The 16086-nt window shown below is 70.3% G+C and carries 14 protein-coding genes; 7 read left to right on the top strand and 7 right to left on the bottom strand.

All coding sequences use genetic code 11. The features are described from left to right. Positions 1-7 precede the first annotated feature (7 nt). From AB0K73_RS02975 to AB0K73_RS03005, 7 genes are all read right to left on the bottom strand, one after another. Positions 8-580: a DUF4395 domain-containing protein gene (locus tag AB0K73_RS02975; protein WP_360510678.1), complete on the bottom strand. Its 573-nt coding sequence runs from the start codon at positions 578-580 to the stop codon at positions 8-10. 10 nt (positions 581-590) lie between these two features. After that, the gene (locus AB0K73_RS02980; protein WP_360510677.1) at positions 591-746 is read right to left on the bottom strand and encodes a hypothetical protein; all 156 of its coding nucleotides are present in this window, start codon (positions 744-746) and stop codon (positions 591-593) included. A gap of 318 nt (positions 747-1064) precedes the next feature. Next, entirely contained in the window at positions 1065-2723 is a 1659-nt protein-coding gene (locus AB0K73_RS02985; RefSeq protein ID WP_360510676.1) for an FAD-dependent oxidoreductase, read from the bottom strand. Positions 2724-2804: 81 nt separating this feature from the next. Then, on the bottom strand, positions 2805-4331 hold the full coding sequence (locus AB0K73_RS02990) for a multicopper oxidase family protein (protein ID WP_360510675.1): 1527 nt from the start codon (positions 4329-4331) through the stop codon (positions 2805-2807). Positions 4332-4396: 65 nt separating this feature from the next. Next, the gene (locus tag AB0K73_RS02995; RefSeq protein ID WP_360510674.1) at positions 4397-6133 is read right to left on the bottom strand and encodes a SulP family inorganic anion transporter; all 1737 of its coding nucleotides are present in this window, start codon (positions 6131-6133) and stop codon (positions 4397-4399) included. Between the two features lie 98 nt (positions 6134-6231). Continuing rightward, positions 6232-6606, bottom strand: coding sequence for a thioredoxin (gene trxA / locus AB0K73_RS03000; RefSeq protein WP_360510673.1), 375 nt, complete (start codon positions 6604-6606; stop codon positions 6232-6234). A gap of 109 nt (positions 6607-6715) precedes the next feature. Continuing rightward, entirely contained in the window at positions 6716-7930 is a 1215-nt protein-coding gene (locus tag AB0K73_RS03005) for a cytochrome P450 (protein WP_360510672.1), read from the bottom strand. A 279-nt stretch (positions 7931-8209) separates the two neighbouring features. Here AB0K73_RS03005 and AB0K73_RS03010 point away from each other — a divergent pair, with 279 nt between their 5' ends. From AB0K73_RS03010 to AB0K73_RS03040, 7 genes are read left to right on the top strand one after another with little or no spacing between them, the layout of a single operon-like run. Further along, positions 8210-9787 (top strand): ABC transporter substrate-binding protein, encoded by a 1578-nt coding sequence (locus tag AB0K73_RS03010; protein ID WP_360510671.1) that lies wholly within the window; start codon positions 8210-8212, stop codon positions 9785-9787. Between the two features lie 20 nt (positions 9788-9807). Continuing rightward, positions 9808-10770, top strand: a complete 963-nt coding sequence (locus AB0K73_RS03015) for an ABC transporter permease (RefSeq protein WP_360510670.1) — start codon at positions 9808-9810, stop codon at positions 10768-10770. After that, positions 10767-11654 (top strand): ABC transporter permease, encoded by an 888-nt coding sequence (locus AB0K73_RS03020; RefSeq protein ID WP_360510669.1) that lies wholly within the window; start codon positions 10767-10769, stop codon positions 11652-11654. The genes AB0K73_RS03015 and AB0K73_RS03020 overlap by 4 nt, the downstream gene beginning before the upstream one ends. Next, positions 11651-12640, top strand: coding sequence for an ABC transporter ATP-binding protein (locus AB0K73_RS03025; RefSeq protein ID WP_360510668.1), 990 nt, complete (start codon positions 11651-11653; stop codon positions 12638-12640). Before AB0K73_RS03020 ends, AB0K73_RS03025 begins: the two co-directional genes overlap by 4 nt. Before the next feature lies 1 nt (position 12641). Then, entirely contained in the window at positions 12642-13595 is a 954-nt protein-coding gene (locus AB0K73_RS03030) for an oligopeptide/dipeptide ABC transporter ATP-binding protein (RefSeq protein ID WP_360510667.1), read from the top strand. Continuing rightward, positions 13592-14965, top strand: a complete 1374-nt coding sequence (locus tag AB0K73_RS03035) for an MmgE/PrpD family protein (protein WP_360510666.1) — start codon at positions 13592-13594, stop codon at positions 14963-14965. Before AB0K73_RS03030 ends, AB0K73_RS03035 begins: the two co-directional genes overlap by 4 nt. Next, the gene (locus tag AB0K73_RS03040) at positions 14962-16077 is read left to right on the top strand and encodes a CapA family protein (protein ID WP_360510665.1); all 1116 of its coding nucleotides are present in this window, start codon (positions 14962-14964) and stop codon (positions 16075-16077) included. The genes AB0K73_RS03035 and AB0K73_RS03040 overlap by 4 nt, the downstream gene beginning before the upstream one ends. Positions 16078-16086 lie beyond the last annotated feature (9 nt).

Consider the following 16086-nt stretch of genomic DNA (forward strand, 5'->3'; position numbering starts at 1 on the left):
TCGCCGGTCATTGCAGCACCGAGTGGCGCTCGCCGCGCTTGGGCGGCACATAGGTGCAGGTGTCACCGGCGCAGAGCTGCGGCTTCTCCCTGCTGAACCGGCGCTGGAGCTCGCATCCGACGCAGATGCCGAACGCGCTCTCGATGAAGAGCAGGCCCAGGCAGACGCTGCACATCGCGAGCTGGATCTCGGCGCTCACACCGAGGAAGCCCATCGCCGTGCAGGAGACGAAGGCCAGCACCAGGCCGATCACCCAGGCGAGCTTCTTCTGCTGCGCGCCGACCCATTCGGGGCGCTGGCGCCGCACGATGAGCGACCCGATGATGAGGCTCGGCGTGTACCGGGTGCCGACGAACAGCCGCATCGACATGTCGAGCAGGAACGTCATGCCGAACGCCCGCAGCAGCTGCAGGTCGCCCGTCAGGGCCCCCGTCATGACGGCGATGATCCCGAACAAGAACAGCAGTCCAGCGGATGCCCGCACGGCACGTTCGTTGACGACCGGAATATCGATGCCGTCGACGTATTCGCCGATGACGGGAACCGACGTGTCGGCGTCGGGCTTCGCCGACCTCGCCACGGAGGTCAACTCACCGGGAGAACAGGCGCGAGAAGAAGCCGGGCTCCTTCGCGTGCCCCTCGCAACGCTGGTTGCGCGGAACGCCTCGCATGACCTGGTCGACGTGCTGGCCGCAGCCGGCCCACGTCGTCTTGCCGCACTTGCGACAGGTGACTGCACTGCACATGGGTGGTTCTCCTCGGGTTGTGATGGGGGTTGGAGTCGGGCTCGGGCTCGATCCGACGGCTCAGCGGACTACTCGTGGGAGCCGTCGCACCACTGCGCGGCGGGAACGAGGTCCTTCACGCTGTCGACGTGCTGGCCGCAGCCGCTCCAGGTGGTCTTTCCGCAGGTGCACGGGATGGGGCTGCACATGGGTGGTTCTCCTCTGTGTTGGTGGGTGATTGGGTGGTCAGAACATGACGTCGGCGCAGGAGCATGTCTCAGGGCCCTGTTTTCGACATCGGTGCGGCGTGTCCTCCTGTTTCGCCGCACGAGCGTCGGCCTACGACACGAGCGCGGGAACCGCGGATCGTGCCTGCGTTCCGGCGCTCCAGGTCAGGTAGCCGCCGTCGAGGTTCACGGCCTCACGGCCGAGCTGCGCGAGCAGTCGAACGGCGGTGTGACCGCGCTGGCCGACCATGCAGTGCGCGATGAGGCGCCCCTCGGGCAGCTCGCCGTGGCGCGAACGGATCTCGTCGAGCGGGATGTTGATCGAGCCGGGGATCGCCCCGTCGGCGTACTCGCTGCGCGTGCGCACGTCGACGAGGGTCGCGCCCGCGTCGAGTTCGGCCTCGAGTTCGTGCCACTGGATCGAGGGGGTGAGGCCCTCGGCCGCGTTGAGTGCGACGTAGCCGAGCATGTTGACCGGGTCCTTCGCCGAGGAGAACTGCGGCGCGTAGGCCAGCTCGAGGTCGGCGAGCTCGGAGGCGGTGATGCCGCCGGTCATCGCGGTGGCGATCACGTCGATGCGCTTGTCGACCCCGTCGCCGCCGATGCCCTGGGCGCCGAGGATCTCATCGGTCGCGGCGTCCACGACGAGCTTGAGCGACATCGGCTCGGCACCGGGGTAGTAGCCGGTGTGCGAGGCGGGATGGGTGTGGAAGACGCGGATGTCGCGCCCAATGCCGCGCAGCAGCTTCTCGTTCCAGCCGGTGGCCGCGACGGTGACGCCCATCACGCCGACGACGGCGGTGCCGAGCGCGTTGCGCACGTGGATCCGCTTGCCGGTGATGGCGTCGGCCACGAGGCGGCCGTGGCGGTTGGCGAGCCCGGCGAGCGCGACGAGGCGCTGCTCGCCCGAGATGGCGTCGGTCTTCTCGACGGCGTCGCCGATCGCGTAGATGTCGGGGTCGCTCGTGCGGAGCTGGCCGTCGACACGGATGCCGCCGCGCTCACCGATCTCGAGGCCGGCGGCCGTGGCGAGCGAGGTGTCGGGCCGCACGCCGATCGAGGCGAGCACGAACTCGGCGGGAACGACGGACCCGTCGGAGAGAGTCGCGGTGTCGGGGCCCAGCTCGGTGACCTGCGTGCCGAGGCGGATGTCGACACCGGCGGCCCGGAGGCGGTCGGCGACGGGCCCGGCCATCTCGGGGTCGAGCGGCGGCAGCACCTGCTCGCCGAGTTCGACGAGGGTCACGGCGAGGCCGCGGTGCACGAGGTTCTCGACCATCTCGAGGCCGATGAAGCCGGCGCCGATCACGAGGGCGCTGTGCGGAGCAACGGTGAGCTCGGCCATCGCGGTGTCGACGTCGTCGATGTCGCGCAGGGAGAGCATGCGTTCGCCGCCTGGGAGCGGGGGTCGCACGGGCGTGGCGCCGGGCGAGAGCACGAGCGCGTCGTAGGCCTCGACGGCCTCCTCGCCGGTGGTGAGGTCGCGGACGCGGACGGTCTTGGCGTCGCGGTCGATCGAGACCGCCTCGGTGCGCACGCGCACGTCGAGGTTGAAGCGGCTGTGCAGCGACTCGGGGGTCTGCAGGAGCAGGCTCTCGCGCTCTTCGATGATGCCGCCGAGGTAGTAGGGGAGTCCGCAGTTCGCGAACGAAACGTGGCCGCCGCGCTCGAGCACCGTGATGCGGGCGTTCTCGTCGAGCCGGCGAAGGCGAGTTGCGGCGGACATCCCGCCGGCGACTCCGCCGATGATGAGGTAGCGCTTCTGGGTCATACCACCATAGTATGGATACCCCAGGGGTATTGTCAAAATACCCTCAGGGTATTCACGGGTACGTGGGAACGGACCGATTCCTCAACCCGTGCGGATCGTGCCCATCATGCCGAGATCCTCGTGATCGAGGATGTGGCAGTGGTAGACGGTCTTCCCGGTGAGACCCTCGAACGCGATGCGCACGATGGTGCGGCTTCGCGCGGGAACCTGCACCACGTCACGCCAGTCGACGCCCTCCACCGGTTGCCCGCCGACCTCGAGGAGCTGCATCGGCCAGACGTGCAGGTGGAAGGGGTGATCCATCGGGCTCTGGTTCACGATGGTCCACTCCTCGAGGGCTCCCGGGGTCACCTCGGTGTCGATGCGCTCGTGGTCGTATTCTCGTCCGTCGATGGTGAAGCGGATGCCGCCACCGCCGGGGCCCATCCCGAGCGTCAGCGTCCGTTGAGCGGTCATCTGCTCGGCGCGAAGGTCCCTCGTCGTCGGCAGCGGAACCTGGAACGGCGTGGCGGTGGCCGCTTCACCGACGGCCGTGAACGTGAGCAGGTCGGCACCCGTCGTCGCACTCGGCGGGCTGCCGAAGGCCCGCATGCTGCCGCGATCGAAGGGCAGGGTCTGCAGCACGCTCGTGCCCTCCGCGGCGGTCACCATGACATCGGCCCGATTGCCGGGCGTGAGCACGATCTCGTCGACCTCACGGGGCTCGGCGTAGCGTCCGGCATCGATGCCGAGCAGTTGCATCCGCTGTCCGTCGAGACGGAGTCGCAGGTAGCGCGAACTGCACGCGTTGACGATGCGCCAGCGCTCGCGCTCCCCCGGTCTGGCCTTGAGCGTCGGCCCGAGCTGGCCGTTCACCGTCACGAGGTCGCCCTCACGCCCCAGCGTGCGTTCGCCGCCGGATGCCGCGTGCACGACGTCTCCGTCGAAGGCGATGTCGTGGATGACGAGCAACCGTTCCCGCGCGGCGGGGATCGGCTCGTCGTCGTCGACGATGATCGCCCCGTACAGGCCCGCGAACAGCTGCTCGGCGGTGGTGCCGTGATCGTGCGGGTGATACCAGAAGATCCCCGGCGGATGATCGGCCCCGAGCTCGTAGACGTAGTCGAACGTGGCCCCGGGCTCGATCCTCAGGAAGACGTTGTCGCTGTTGCCCTCGGGCGAGACGACGAGGCCGTGCGTGTGCAGGTTGGTCGGCGCATCCAGCTGGCTCCGGAAGCTGAGCGCGATGCGGTCGCCCGGCCGCACGCGAAGGGTCGGACCCGGGAGCGTGCCGTTGAAGGTGAGGGCCCGCACCTGCCGACCCGCCACCACCACGTCGGCGAGAGCTGCGGTGAGGGTGAGCTCGAGCCGGCCGTCGGAGCTCTGGAGCACCTCGGGCTCGGAGAGCGTCCCGATGTCGTCCGGTGGCGGCGACGCGGTGGGTGAGGGGGTCGCCTCGGGCGTGCTCGTCGCGGGCGCGTCAGGTGCGGTGCGCGGTCGCTGACTCCACAGCAGGAAGCCGGCGCCGGCGAGCGCGGCCGCGCCGACGCCGCCCAGGACGAGCGCGTTCCGACGGGTGATCCCGCCGTTGGGTCGTCCGGCGTCGGGGGTCGCGTCTCCGTCGTCCATGACCTCACCTCCATTCGCAGGCTACAAGGGGCCGTCGACGAACGACTGGGACCTTCGGCCGGTCGCTACTCCTCGGCCTCGTCTCGCTCCCATTTCGTGCCCTCCAGGTCGCGGCGGAGCGTGCCCGTCACGTCGTCGACCGCGGCGCCGACGGTGGGCGCGAACCGCTCGGGAGGGAAGCGGTCTTCGAGGCCGTAGGCCCGGAGCACGTCGATGACCGGGTCCTTCATCTCGGCGAGCACGAGCGTGATGCCGTGCGAGCGGAGGAAGTCGTCGAGTTCCACGAGCTCGTCGATGGCGGTCGTGTCGATGTCGGTGATCGGTTCCGCGGCGAGGATGACGGTGCGGATGCCGGGACCGGCGGCCCGCACGCGCGAGCGCACGAAGTCCTCGAAGATGCCGCCGTTGGCGAAGAACAGCGGTGCGTCGAAGCGCAGGATCAGCACGCCGGGGATCCGCTCGCCCTCGGGATACCGGGAGAGATCGTGGTACCCACGCAGACCGGTCACCCGGCCGAGCTCGGCGCGGTAGGGCCGCCACGAGTGGATCACGAAGGCGAGCAGTGACAGCCCGATGGTCACGGCGATCCCCTCGAGCACCCCGAACACGAGCACGCCGAGGAACGCCGCCGCCGAGAGCAGGGCGTCCGTCCTATCCATGCGCACGAGGCGGAGGAACCCGCGCAGGTCGATGAGACGCGCGGCGGCGACGATGACCACCGCGGCGAGCGTCGCCGCGGGCAGGAACTCGGTGAGGCCGGGAACGAGGAGCATGAACGCGACGATCAGCACCGCGCCGACGATTCCGGTGAGCTGCGACTTCGACCCGGCCTGCTCCGCCACGGGTGTGCGTGACGACGAGGCGGAGATCGGGAACCCGCCGAAGATGCCGCCCGCGATGTTCGCGGCTCCGATCGCCGCCATCTCGCCGCTGCCGCTCACGGTCTCGCCGCGCCGCGCTGCGAACGTGCGCGAGAGCACGGCCGTGTCGGTGAAGGCGACGAGGGCGATGCCGGCAGCCGGCAGGGCGAGCGCCGCGACATCCGCCCACTCGAGACCGCCGAGGGCGGGGGCCGGAAGACCCTGCGGCAGCGCACCGACCACCGGCAGTGCACCCGAGAGGCCGAGGACGGCGGTGAGCGCCGTCGCGCCGACCACCGCGACGAGCACGCCGGGCACGGGTGAGCGCAGCCAGGTGAGCACCACGATGACGGCGAGCGAGCCCAGCCCGAATGCGAGGGCCATCACCTGCACCTCGCCCGCGGAGATCCCCCCGACGATCGAGATGAGATCACGGAGGGGCGACGCCGAGTCGATCGAGAATCCGAGCAGCTTCGGCACCTGCGAGATGAGCACGAGCACCGCGACCGCATTGAGGTACCCCACCCGGATCGGCTTCGAGATGAGGTCGGTCACGAAGCCCAGGCGCAGGATGCCGCCGAGCAGCAGGATCGCCCCGACCATGATGGCGAGCAGACCCGCGAGCGCCACGACCCGGTCGTCGTCGCCGAGGGCGAGCGGGAGGATCGCCGCGGCGATGATCGGAGCCAGCGCGGAGTCGGGCCCGAGCACGAGGATGCGGCTCGGGCCGAAGACGGCGTACGCCAGCAACGGCACGATCGTGGCGTAGAGGCCGGTCTCGGGTGGCAGGCCGGCCACCTGCGCGTAGCCCATGCCGGCGGGAATGAGCAGCGCCGTCACGACGACGCCTGCCCGTAGGTCGGACCAGAGCCAGTCGCGCCGGTAGTGCAGCGCCGTATCGACGCCCGGTGGCAGCCACCGCCTCAAGCCCTTCGCCGCCATGTCGACTCCTCGCGCTCCATCATCGCGGATCGCGAGGTCGCGCGCAGGGAAGGCGAGGGGCCGCCTGGCGGCGGCCGCGGATGGCGGGGCGCCGGATGCTACGCGGTGGCGGTGGCGTCCTGGGCGTCGAGGGTCTTGCGCACCTCGTCCATGTCGAGGCCCTTCACCGCGGTGATGAGCTGCTCGAGCTGTGCTCCCCCGAGTGCGCCGGGCTGCGAGAAGACGAGGATCTGGTCACGGAAGGCCATCAGCGTCGGGATGGACGTGATGTTCGCCGCCGCGGCGAGCTGCTGCTCGACCTCGGTGTCGACCTTGCCGAACACGATGTCGGGGTGGGTGGTCGAAGCGGCTTCGAAGACCGGTGCGAACATGCGACACGGACCGCACCACGCGGCCCAGAAGTCCACGAACACGATGTCGTTGTCGGCGATCGTCTTCCCGAAGGACTCGACCGTCAGGTTGGTGGTTGCCATGGGTTGCCTCTTGGTGGTTCGGTGGGTCGGGATTCGACCCTCGTACCAAGTGTATCAATACCCCAGGGGTATTTATTCCCACCGAGGAGCGGCGCCCGTCGGCCCCGGCTCACACCGCCGAAACCCGCAGCGGAACGCCCTGCGCCCCGACCTCTGGCATGCGCGTGGTCTCGATCTCGCCCGCGAGCTCGATGCTACGGGTTCGTGCGAGCAGTTCCTCGAGCGCGATCCGCAGGCTCAACCGCGCGAGCGACATCCCGACGCAGCGGTGCCGACCCCGGCCGAACCCGAGGTGCTGCAGGATGTTCGGGCGATCGAGCACGAACGCATCGGGGTCGGGGAAGACGCGTTCGTCGCGGTTCGCCGACGCGTAGACGAGGGTCACGGGTTCGCCCGGTTCGATCGTGCGGCCGTGCAGCGTCACCGGCTCGACCACCGTGCGCGCGAATCCGCGGTACGGCGTGTACAGCCGCACGAACTCCTCGACGGCGGCGGGGATCAGCTCGGGCTGATCGCGCAGGAGCTGTTGGAGCGCCGGGTCGCGCGCGAGGTGCACGCAGATCCCGCCGAGGAGGATCGGTGGCGCGACCATGCCGACGACGAGCGATTGGCGGAGCGCGGCGACCACCAGCTCTTCGCTCAGCGGTTCGCCGTCGACCTCCTCCGAGAGGAGCGAACTCGCAGGGTCCTCCTCGACCGGGCGCGGGTTCCGCTTGCGGTCGGCCACGAGGGCGCGGGCCATGTCGTACATCTCGTTGCTGCGAGCCGTGACGAGCTCGACGTCCTGTCGTCGCCAGGCGTCGACCCACTCGCTCGCGACATCCGCCAGCCGGTACACCTCGTCGCGGCCGAGGTTGAGCCATTCCGCGGCGGTGAACGCCGGGTACAGGGTCCCGAAGCCGCGGCAGATGTCGCTCGTGCCGGCCTCGATGAACGGCGTGATCTCCCTCGCGGCGTGCTCGCGGAGCTTCGGCTCGATGCGTGCGAGGCGCGAGTGGTGGAGGGTGCGGTCGAGCGCACGGCGGAACGGCGAGTGCGCCGGCGCATCGAAGTTGAGCGGCGGTCGCCGGATGCCGCGAGGGTCGCTCGGCACCACCGCTCGCACCGACGAGATGAACAGGTCGGAGTTGCGGGCCGCGGCCTCGACGTCCTCGAAGCGGGTGAGCGCCCAGAAGCCGCCGTACTCGCTGGAGTGGGCGACCGGGCATTCCGACCGCAGGCGGCGGTACAGCTCGTGCGGGCTGTCGAACGTCTCAGGTGCGCGGGCATCGAAGTCGTCGGCGATCGCCGGATCGGGCGCGCCGCCGGGCTCGGTCGTCGTCATCTCGCTCCTTCGCGTTGGTGCCGTCGTCGCCGGTCAGCCTACGCTGCACTGCCCCGAACGGCAACGTCACTGTCGTTCGTTTGCGCCGGGAAATCCGCGAGCTTCAAAGCTCTGAACGCCCTGTTTGCCCATCCCAGCGCCGCGATGCTTGTCCAACGAACGAAAATAGACGACACAATCATTGACGCTCGGGCACGGATCGTGAATACTGTCCGACGACAGCACGCCGACCGCCGTGCCGCAGCACGCGGCGGCCCCATCAACGGAGATAGGACCCTCGTGCGTTCCAGGAACACCTTCGCCGCCGTCGCTTTGACGGCCGTCATGATCGCAGGCCTCAGCGCGTGCGCCCCCGAGTCATCATCCGCCCCCGACCCTTCGCCCACGTCCGAGGCCGTCCAGGGCGGCGACGCCACGATCATCCTCGGCGTCGAAGCCGTGCGCGGCCTCGACCCCGCCTTCCTCTTCAACCTCACCCCGTCGGGCGACGCCAACCGGATGTCGGCGATCTACGACGTGCTCTTCTGGTCGGACGCCAAGACCGGCGAGGTCACGCCCCAGATCGGCGAGTCGCTCACGCCCGACGACGACGGCACCGAATGGACCCTCACGCTCAACGAGGGCGTCGCCTTCACCGACGGCACGCCGCTCGATGCCGAGGCCGTCGTGTTCAACTACGAGCGCATCCAGGACCCCGCCACGAGCTCGCCGCTCGCCGGACTCCTCGCGGACGTGACGTTCGACGTCGTCGATGAGACGACGCTCACCATCACGCTGCCCGAGCCGAACCTGCAGTTCGACAAGGTGCTGGCGACGAGCCTCACGCACATCGCGTCGCCCACGGCGATCGCCGAGGACCCCGACTTCGCCAACAACCCCGTGGGCGCGGGCCCGTTCGTGCTCGAGGAGTGGGTGCGCGACGACCACATGACCCTCGTGCGCAACGACGACTACTTCGTCGACGGCCAGCCCTACCTCGACTCGATCACGTTCAAGCCCATCAAGGACCCGACCCAGCGGATCAACGCCGTGACGACCGGCCAGGCGCACGCCGCGATCCCGGGCTCGGAACTTGCATTCAAGGAGAGCGCGACGACGAGCGGACTGGACGTGACGTCGGCGCCGACCGGCGGCGGCCCGCTCATCATGTTCAACCTCGAGCAGGCACCGTTCGACGACCTCCGTGCGCGCCAGGCGGTGCAGCTCGCGCTCGACATCGCGGACCTGACCGCGGTCGTCGACCCCGGCTCCACGGCACCCGACAGCTTCTTCGGACCGGAGTCCGCCTTCCACCCCGAGAAGAGCGCATTCGTCGAGGCCGACCAGGAGGCCGCGCAGGAGCTCTTCGACGAACTCGCCGAGGAGGGCGCCCCCGTGTCCTTCGCCATCACGATGCCGGCGAGCGGGTTCTTCACGCGTACCGCCGAGTACCTGCAGAGCCGCCTCTCGCAGTTCGAGAACGTGACGGTGACCATCGACACGGTCGACAACGCGACGCTCGACGAGCGCGTCTTCCGCAATCAGGACTACCAGATGTCGGCGCAGATCGTGCCGGTCACCGACCCCGAGCCGAACCTCGCGAAGCTGCTTCGCACCGACGGGCAGACGAACTACATGGGCTACTCGAACCCCGACGTCGATGACGCGCTCGATGCAGGACGGGACTCGACCGATGCCGGCGAGCGCGCCGAGGCGTATGCCGAGGTCGAGCGACTCGTGGTCGAGGACGTGCCGGTGCTCCCGATCCGCAACCAGGAGGCCTACACCGTGCACGCCGCAGCGCTCCAGGGCCTGACCCTCCACGGCGACGGGTCCCTGTTGTTCGACCGTCTGTGGTTGGCGGCTGACGGTCAGTGACGACGCTCCAAGGGGGGCGGATGCGGCAGGCCCGCATCCGCTCCCGTTCCCTCGGCGGCCGCCTCCTGCATCTCGGGGCGGTGCTGCTGCTCGTGACGCTCGTGGGCACGGCGCTCACCGATCTCATGCCCGGATCGCCGGCCTCGATCATCCTCGGACCCACGGCGACGGATGAGGCCATCGCCTCGCTCAACGCCGAATACGGGTACGACCGCCCGCTGCCCGAGCGGTACCTGCAGTGGCTCGGCAGTGCCCTGACCGGAGACCTCGGGGTGTCCATCCAGTCGAACCAGCCCGTCGTCGAGGTCCTCCTCCAGCGGCTGCCGGTCACCCTCGAACTCACGGTGCTCGCGCTCATCCTCTCGCTCGCCATTGCGATCCCGGCCGCCGTGTTCGCGGCATCCCGTGAGAACTCGGTGTTCGACCGCGTCTTCTCGGGCGTCGCGTCGGGCTTCATGTCGGTGCCGGTCTTCGTGGTCGGGGTACTGCTCGTGTACGTGCTGGCGGTCGCGACGCGATGGTTCCCCGTGGCGGGCTGGGCACCGCTGACCTCGGGCGTCGGTGCCAACCTCCACTACGTGTTCGTACCGGTGCTGGCGCTCGCGCTCGGCGAGTTCCCCGCCTTCTACCGACTGCTGCGCAGCGACGTGATCTCGACGCTCCGCGAGGACTTCGTGCAGACCGCCACCGTGCGAGGCCTGCCGCGGTCGTACATCCTGCGCCGCCACGTGCTGCGCCCGTCGTCGTTCTCGCTCATCACCGTCGCCGCGGTGGCATTCGGCCGGCTCGTCGCCGGCTCGGTCGTGGTCGAGAGCCTCTTCGCCCTTCCCGGACTCGGCAGCCTCGCGCTGCAGTCGATCCCAGCGAAGGACATCCCGATGATCCAGGGCATCGTCGTGCTCGTCGCCGTGACCTACGTGCTCGTCAACGCGATCGTCGATGCCGCCTATGCCGTCCTCGACCCACGGATGCGACGCTCATGACCACGACGCTCGAAGACCCGGTGATCCTCCCGGTGCGCCCCGCCCGATCCGCCCGCTCGCAGCGTGCACGGCTCGGGCGACGCATCGGCTTCGCCCTCGCGGTCGGCTGGATCGCGCTGCTCCTCGTGCTGGCGGCCATTGCCGACCTGCTGCCCATGCCCGCCATCGATGAGCCGGTGGGCCCGCCGAGCGTGCCCCCGTTCTCGGGCGATGGCCCCCTGCTCGGCACCGACGCCATCGGCCGCGACATGGGTTCGCGACTCATCCACGGCATCCGCATCTCGATGGCGGTCGGAGTGGGCGCCACCGCCATCGCCATCGTCATCGGGGTGCTCCTGGGACTCATCGCGGCCTACGCCCGCGGCGTCGTCGAGTCGGTCGTGAACGTGCTCACCGACACCGTGCTGTCGTTCCCGCCGCTCCTGCTCCTCATGGCCCTCGCCACGGTCGTCACGCCGGGCGTGCCGACGCTCGTCTTCGCCCTCGGGGCGCTGTTCGTGCCGCCCTTCGTGCGGCTCACCCGGGCCTCGGTGCTCGGCCAGCTCGGGCGGGACTACATCACCGCGGCACGCTCGCTCGGCGCCGGACACCTGCGCATCCTGTTCCGCGAGCTGCTGCCGAACAGCATCCAGCCGATCATCTCGTACTCGGTCGTCGTCATCGCCCTCATCATCGTCATCGAGGGCTCGCTGAGCTTCCTCGGCGTGGGCGTGCCGGCGCCGGCCCCGAGCTGGGGATCGATGATCGCCTCCGGCAAGGACAACCTGGCCCGTGCTCCCTACCTCGTGATCGCGCCGTCGCTCATGATCTTCCTCACCGTCTTCGCGTTCAACACGGTCGGCGACCAGTTGCGCCGACGCATCTCCACCGGGAGCGAGGCATGAGCGCACCTGCGAATGACCTGCTGCTCGAGGTCGCCGGGGCGCGATGCGAGATCCCCACCACGCACGGCGACGTGATCGCGCTCGGCGGGGTCGACCTCGCCCTGCGACGGGGCGAGATCCTCGGCCTGGTCGGCGAGTCCGGTTCCGGCAAGTCGACGCTCGCCAAGCTCATCGTGGGCGCGAAGGCGCCGGGTGCCCGGGTGTCGGGGCGGGTTGTGCTCGACGGCGAGGACCTCGAATCGATGCGCCCCGAGGCGGCTCGACGCATCCGGGGCCGACGTCTGGGGATCGTGTTCCAGGACCCGATGATGGCGCTCAACCCGGTGGTGCCCATCGGCCGGCAGATCACCGAGGCGGCGATCCACAATCGCGGCATCTCCCGCGAGGAGGCGGCGGCCGAGGCGATCGCACTGCTCGGGCAGGTCGGGATTCCGGATGCCGCGACGAGGCTCCGCCACTACCCGCACCAGTTCTCGGGCGGTCTGCGGCAGCGCATCACCATCGCGATGGCGCTCGCCTGCGAGCCCGACCTGCTCATCGCCGACGAGGCGACGACCGCGCTCGACGTCACCGTGCAGCGGCAGATCCTCGACCTGCTGAGTCGGCTCGCACGCGAGCGCTCGCTCGCCATGATCATGGTGAGCCACGATCTCTCGGTCATCGCCGGACGCACCCACACCACGGCCGTGATGTACGGCGGGCTCATCGTCGAGTCGGGACCGACGGCGCAGGTGTTCGACGCGCCGCGGCATCCGTATACGAAGGCGCTCCTCGAGGCGATCCCGCGCATCGATGCACCGACGCACCACCGCCTCGTCGCGATTCCGGGCCATCCGCCCGACCTGTCACGGCTCGGTGACGGATGCCCCTTCGCGCCGCGGTGTGCGTACGCGCGCACCGACTGCCGGTCGGCGACCCCGCCGGTCGAGATCGACGCGTCCGGCCGGACCTTGCGTTGCCACCATCCGGTGAGAGAGGCGGTGTGACATGGCGTTGCTCGAGGTGACCGACCTGGTGAAGCGGTTCAAGGTGGCCGGGGGGACGATCGAGGCGTCGTCGGGCGTGAGCTTCACGCTCGAACGGGGTGAGACGCTCGCGCTGGTAGGCGAGTCGGGCTGCGGCAAGTCGACGACGGGCCGTGCGCTGCTGCAGGTGCCCGCGCCCGATTCCGGCTCGATCCGCCTCCGCGGCGAGGAGCTCGCGGGCCGCCCCCTTCGCGAGACGCGAGCCCAGCGGCGGGCGATGCAGATGATCTTCCAGGACGCGCGCTCGTCGCTCAACCCGCGACGACGCGTGCGAGACCTCGTCGCCGAGGGGCTCCGCATCGCGGGCGTCTCGCCGACCGACGCCGCGACGCGCGTCGACGAGATGCTGTCGAGCGTCGGCCTCGATCCCGATCGGGTCGGAGGTCGCCGCGCCTCGGAGTTCTCGGGCGGGCAGTGCCAGCGCATCGCGATCGCGCGCGCCATGGTGCTTCGGCCCGAGATCCTCGTGTGCGACGAGCCCGTCGCATCGCTCGACGTCTCGGTGCAGGCGCAGGTCATCAACCTGCTCGAGGACATGAAGGCGCAGCACGGCCTGTCGATGCTCTTCATCTCGCACGACCTGTCGGTGGTGCGGAACATCGCCGATCGCGTCGCCGTGATGTACCTCGGCCGCATCGTCGAGATCGGCGGCGTCGACGAGCTCTACGCGCGGCCGCGGCATCCGTACACCCGCGCGTTGCTCGACTCGGTGCCCGTCGCCGACCCGCACCAGCCGTCGCGGGGCGCGGCACTCGCCGGCGACCTGCCCTCGCCGATGAATCCCCCGAGCGGATGCCGCTTCCGCACGCGCTGCCCGATGGCGCGAGACGTCTGCGCGACGACCGTGCCGACCCTTCGCCTCATGCCCGAAGGGCAGCTCGCCGCGTGCCACTTCGCGGAGGAGGTGCCCGCATGACCGGCGCGACCGCCGCGCTCTCGGGCTGGGCGGTCGGGCTGCGCTTCGACGACCTGCCCGACGACGTGGTCGACCGGATGCTGCGCCACACCCTCGACGCGATCGGGGCGATCGCCGTGGGCGCCGAACGTTCGTGGACCGCGGGCGTACGCGCATACGCCGCCGACGAGTCGCCCGACGGTCGGTCGAGCGTGCCGCGGCTCGCGCGGCGCCTGCGACCCGAGTGGGCGGCACTCGCGAACGGCACCGCCGCGCACGGCTTCGAGATCGACGACTACGCGCTCCCCGGCCTCTCGCATCCCGGCAGCGTCGTCGTGCCCGTGGCCCTCGCGCTCGGCGAACACGTCGACAGCGACGGCCGGGAGCTCATCGCTGCGCTGGCGGCGGGCTTCGAAACGACCGTGCGGTTCGGGGAGGCGTGCACGCCGTCGCTCACGAGCGACCGGGGATTCCACGTCACGAGCGCCCTCGGCGTCTTCGGCGCGGTCGCGGCGGCGGTACGGCTCATGGGGCTCGACGCCCGGCAGGCGGCGGCCGCCTACGGCATCGCCGCGTCGCACGCCGGCGGTACCGCTGAGTTCACGCGCACCGGTGGGGATGTCAAACGCCTGCACGCGGGGATGGCGGCGGCCGGCGGCATCCGTTCCGCCGCGATCGCCGCACGGGGTGTCACCGCACCGACGGCGGCCATCGAGGGTGCGCGGGGATTCCTGCACACCTTCGTCGAGCGGGCCAGGCCCGAAGCCCTGACCCACGGGTTGGGCCGAGAGTGGGCGCTGCGCGGCCTGGCGATGAAGCGCTGGTGCGTCTGCGCCGGGCTGCAGGCGCCGTTGGCGGCACTCGACGCCGCGCTGGCCGCGGGTGTGCCGGACGCATCGCGCATCGACGACCTCATCGAGATCACGGTGCGCTGCGACCGGGCGACGCTCGCGCACGTCGGCCACATCGGCGGGCGCCCACGGGACCTCACCGAGGCGCAGATGAGCGTGCACCATGCCATCGCGATGCGGCTGGCGGCCGGCGGCAACGACCCCGCGCACTATCGCCGCTTCGAGGATGGCCTCGCTGTGGCGCACCTCGCCGACCTCGTACGACTCGAGGTCGACGAGGAGGCCGAGCGCGTCTTCCCCCGCCGGCTGCTCGCCGAGGTCTCGCTCGTCACGGCGCACGGCACCGTGACGCGTCGGGCCGAGGCGCCCGGTTCGCCCGGGAATCCGATGTCGCGCGAGCAGACGACGGAGAAGTTCCGGGCGCTGTGCGATCCGATCATCGGCGAGCGCGCCGCCCGTGCCGTCATCGATGCGGTGGAGGCGATGCGGTCGGGCGGCGGCGCCCGGGCCGTCTTCGCCGCGATGCAGGAGGATGCATGACCGACACGATCCGATTCACGGCGGTGGGCGACGTCGGACCCGAACGCGCCGACGTCGACTCGCTCTTCGAGTACGTCGCCGACCACCTCCGCTCGGCCGACCTCGCGTTCATGCAACTCGAGATGACCCTCACCGACCGCGGGCAGCGCGTGCCGCAGACCAAGCACACGTCGCGAACGGATGCCGCCGCAGCCCACGCCTTCCGGCGCGCGGGGTTCCACGTGGCGTCGTGGGCGAGCAACCACGCGCTCGACTGGGGATACGAGGGGTTCATCGACACCATCGACGCGCTCGAGGCGGCCGGCATCGTGCCGCTCGGCGTCGGACGCGACCTCGATGAGGCACGCCGCATCCGCGTCATCGAGGCCCGGGGCATCCGCGTCGCCGTCCTGGCGTACTGCAGCATCCTGCCGGCGGAGTACCACGCGACGCCGAATCGCGCGGGGGTCGCCCCGCTTCGCGCGTTCACGGTGCACGAGCCTGCCGAGCCCGACCAGCCGGGCACGCCCGCCCGACTGTTCACGTTCCCGCATCCCGACGACCAGCGCGGCATGATCGACGACATCGCGCGCGCCAGGGAACTCGCCGACGCCGTGATCGTCTCGGCGCACTGGGGCATCCACTTCACGCACGCGGACCTCGCCGACTACCAGCGCACGCTCGGCCGCGCGGCGATCGACGCGGGCGCCGACCTCGTGATCGGGCACCACGCGCACATCCTCAAGGGCGTGGAGATGTACCGCGGCAGGGCGATCTTCCACAGCCTCGGCAACTTCGCGATCGAACTGCCGATGGACGAGGAGCACGCGAACCGCCCCTCGTTCCGGCACCTGCTGAGCCTGCACCCGGGTTGGGAGCCCGACATCGGCGGCATGTTCAACTTCCCACCCGACGCTCGGAAGTCGATGGTCGTGAGCTGCGATATCGGTCGCGAGGGCGTTGGCCGGGTGCGGTTCCGCCCCGTGATGATCGACCGGATGGCGGTGCCCGAACTGCTCTCGGCCGGGGACTCGCGGTTCGACGAGGTGGTCGACTACGTACGCCGCATCACTGCCGACGCCGGCCTCGACACGACGTTCACCGTCGACGGCGACGACGTCGTCGTGGGCTGAGCGGAATCG

Origin of the sequence: Agromyces sp. NPDC052230 (assembly GCF_040679595.1) — a bacterium.
Classification (GTDB): Bacteria; Actinomycetota; Actinomycetes; order Actinomycetales; family Microbacteriaceae; genus Agromyces.

Coding starts and splice junctions, on each gene's coding strand:
- AB0K73_RS02980 (WP_360510677.1), bottom strand. CDS start 746: ATGTGCAGTGCAGTCACCTGTCGCAAGTGCGGCAAGACGACGTGGGCC.
- AB0K73_RS02985 (WP_360510676.1), bottom strand. CDS start 2,723: ATGACCCAGAAGCGCTACCTCATCATCGGCGGAGTCGCCGGCGGGATG.
- AB0K73_RS02990 (WP_360510675.1), bottom strand. CDS start 4,331: ATGGACGACGGAGACGCGACCCCCGACGCCGGACGACCCAACGGCGGG.
- AB0K73_RS02995 (WP_360510674.1), bottom strand. CDS start 6,133: ATGGCGGCGAAGGGCTTGAGGCGGTGGCTGCCACCGGGCGTCGATACG.
- trxA (WP_360510673.1), bottom strand. CDS start 6,606: ATGGCAACCACCAACCTGACGGTCGAGTCCTTCGGGAAGACGATCGCC.
- AB0K73_RS03005 (WP_360510672.1), bottom strand. CDS start 7,930: ATGACGACGACCGAGCCCGGCGGCGCGCCCGATCCGGCGATCGCCGAC.
- AB0K73_RS03015 (WP_360510670.1), top strand. CDS start 9,808: ATGCGGCAGGCCCGCATCCGCTCCCGTTCCCTCGGCGGCCGCCTCCTG.
- AB0K73_RS03020 (WP_360510669.1), top strand. CDS start 10,767: ATGACCACGACGCTCGAAGACCCGGTGATCCTCCCGGTGCGCCCCGCC.
- AB0K73_RS03025 (WP_360510668.1), top strand. CDS start 11,651: ATGAGCGCACCTGCGAATGACCTGCTGCTCGAGGTCGCCGGGGCGCGA.
- AB0K73_RS03030 (WP_360510667.1), top strand. CDS start 12,642: ATGGCGTTGCTCGAGGTGACCGACCTGGTGAAGCGGTTCAAGGTGGCC.
- AB0K73_RS03035 (WP_360510666.1), top strand. CDS start 13,592: ATGACCGGCGCGACCGCCGCGCTCTCGGGCTGGGCGGTCGGGCTGCGC.
- AB0K73_RS03040 (WP_360510665.1), top strand. CDS start 14,962: ATGACCGACACGATCCGATTCACGGCGGTGGGCGACGTCGGACCCGAA.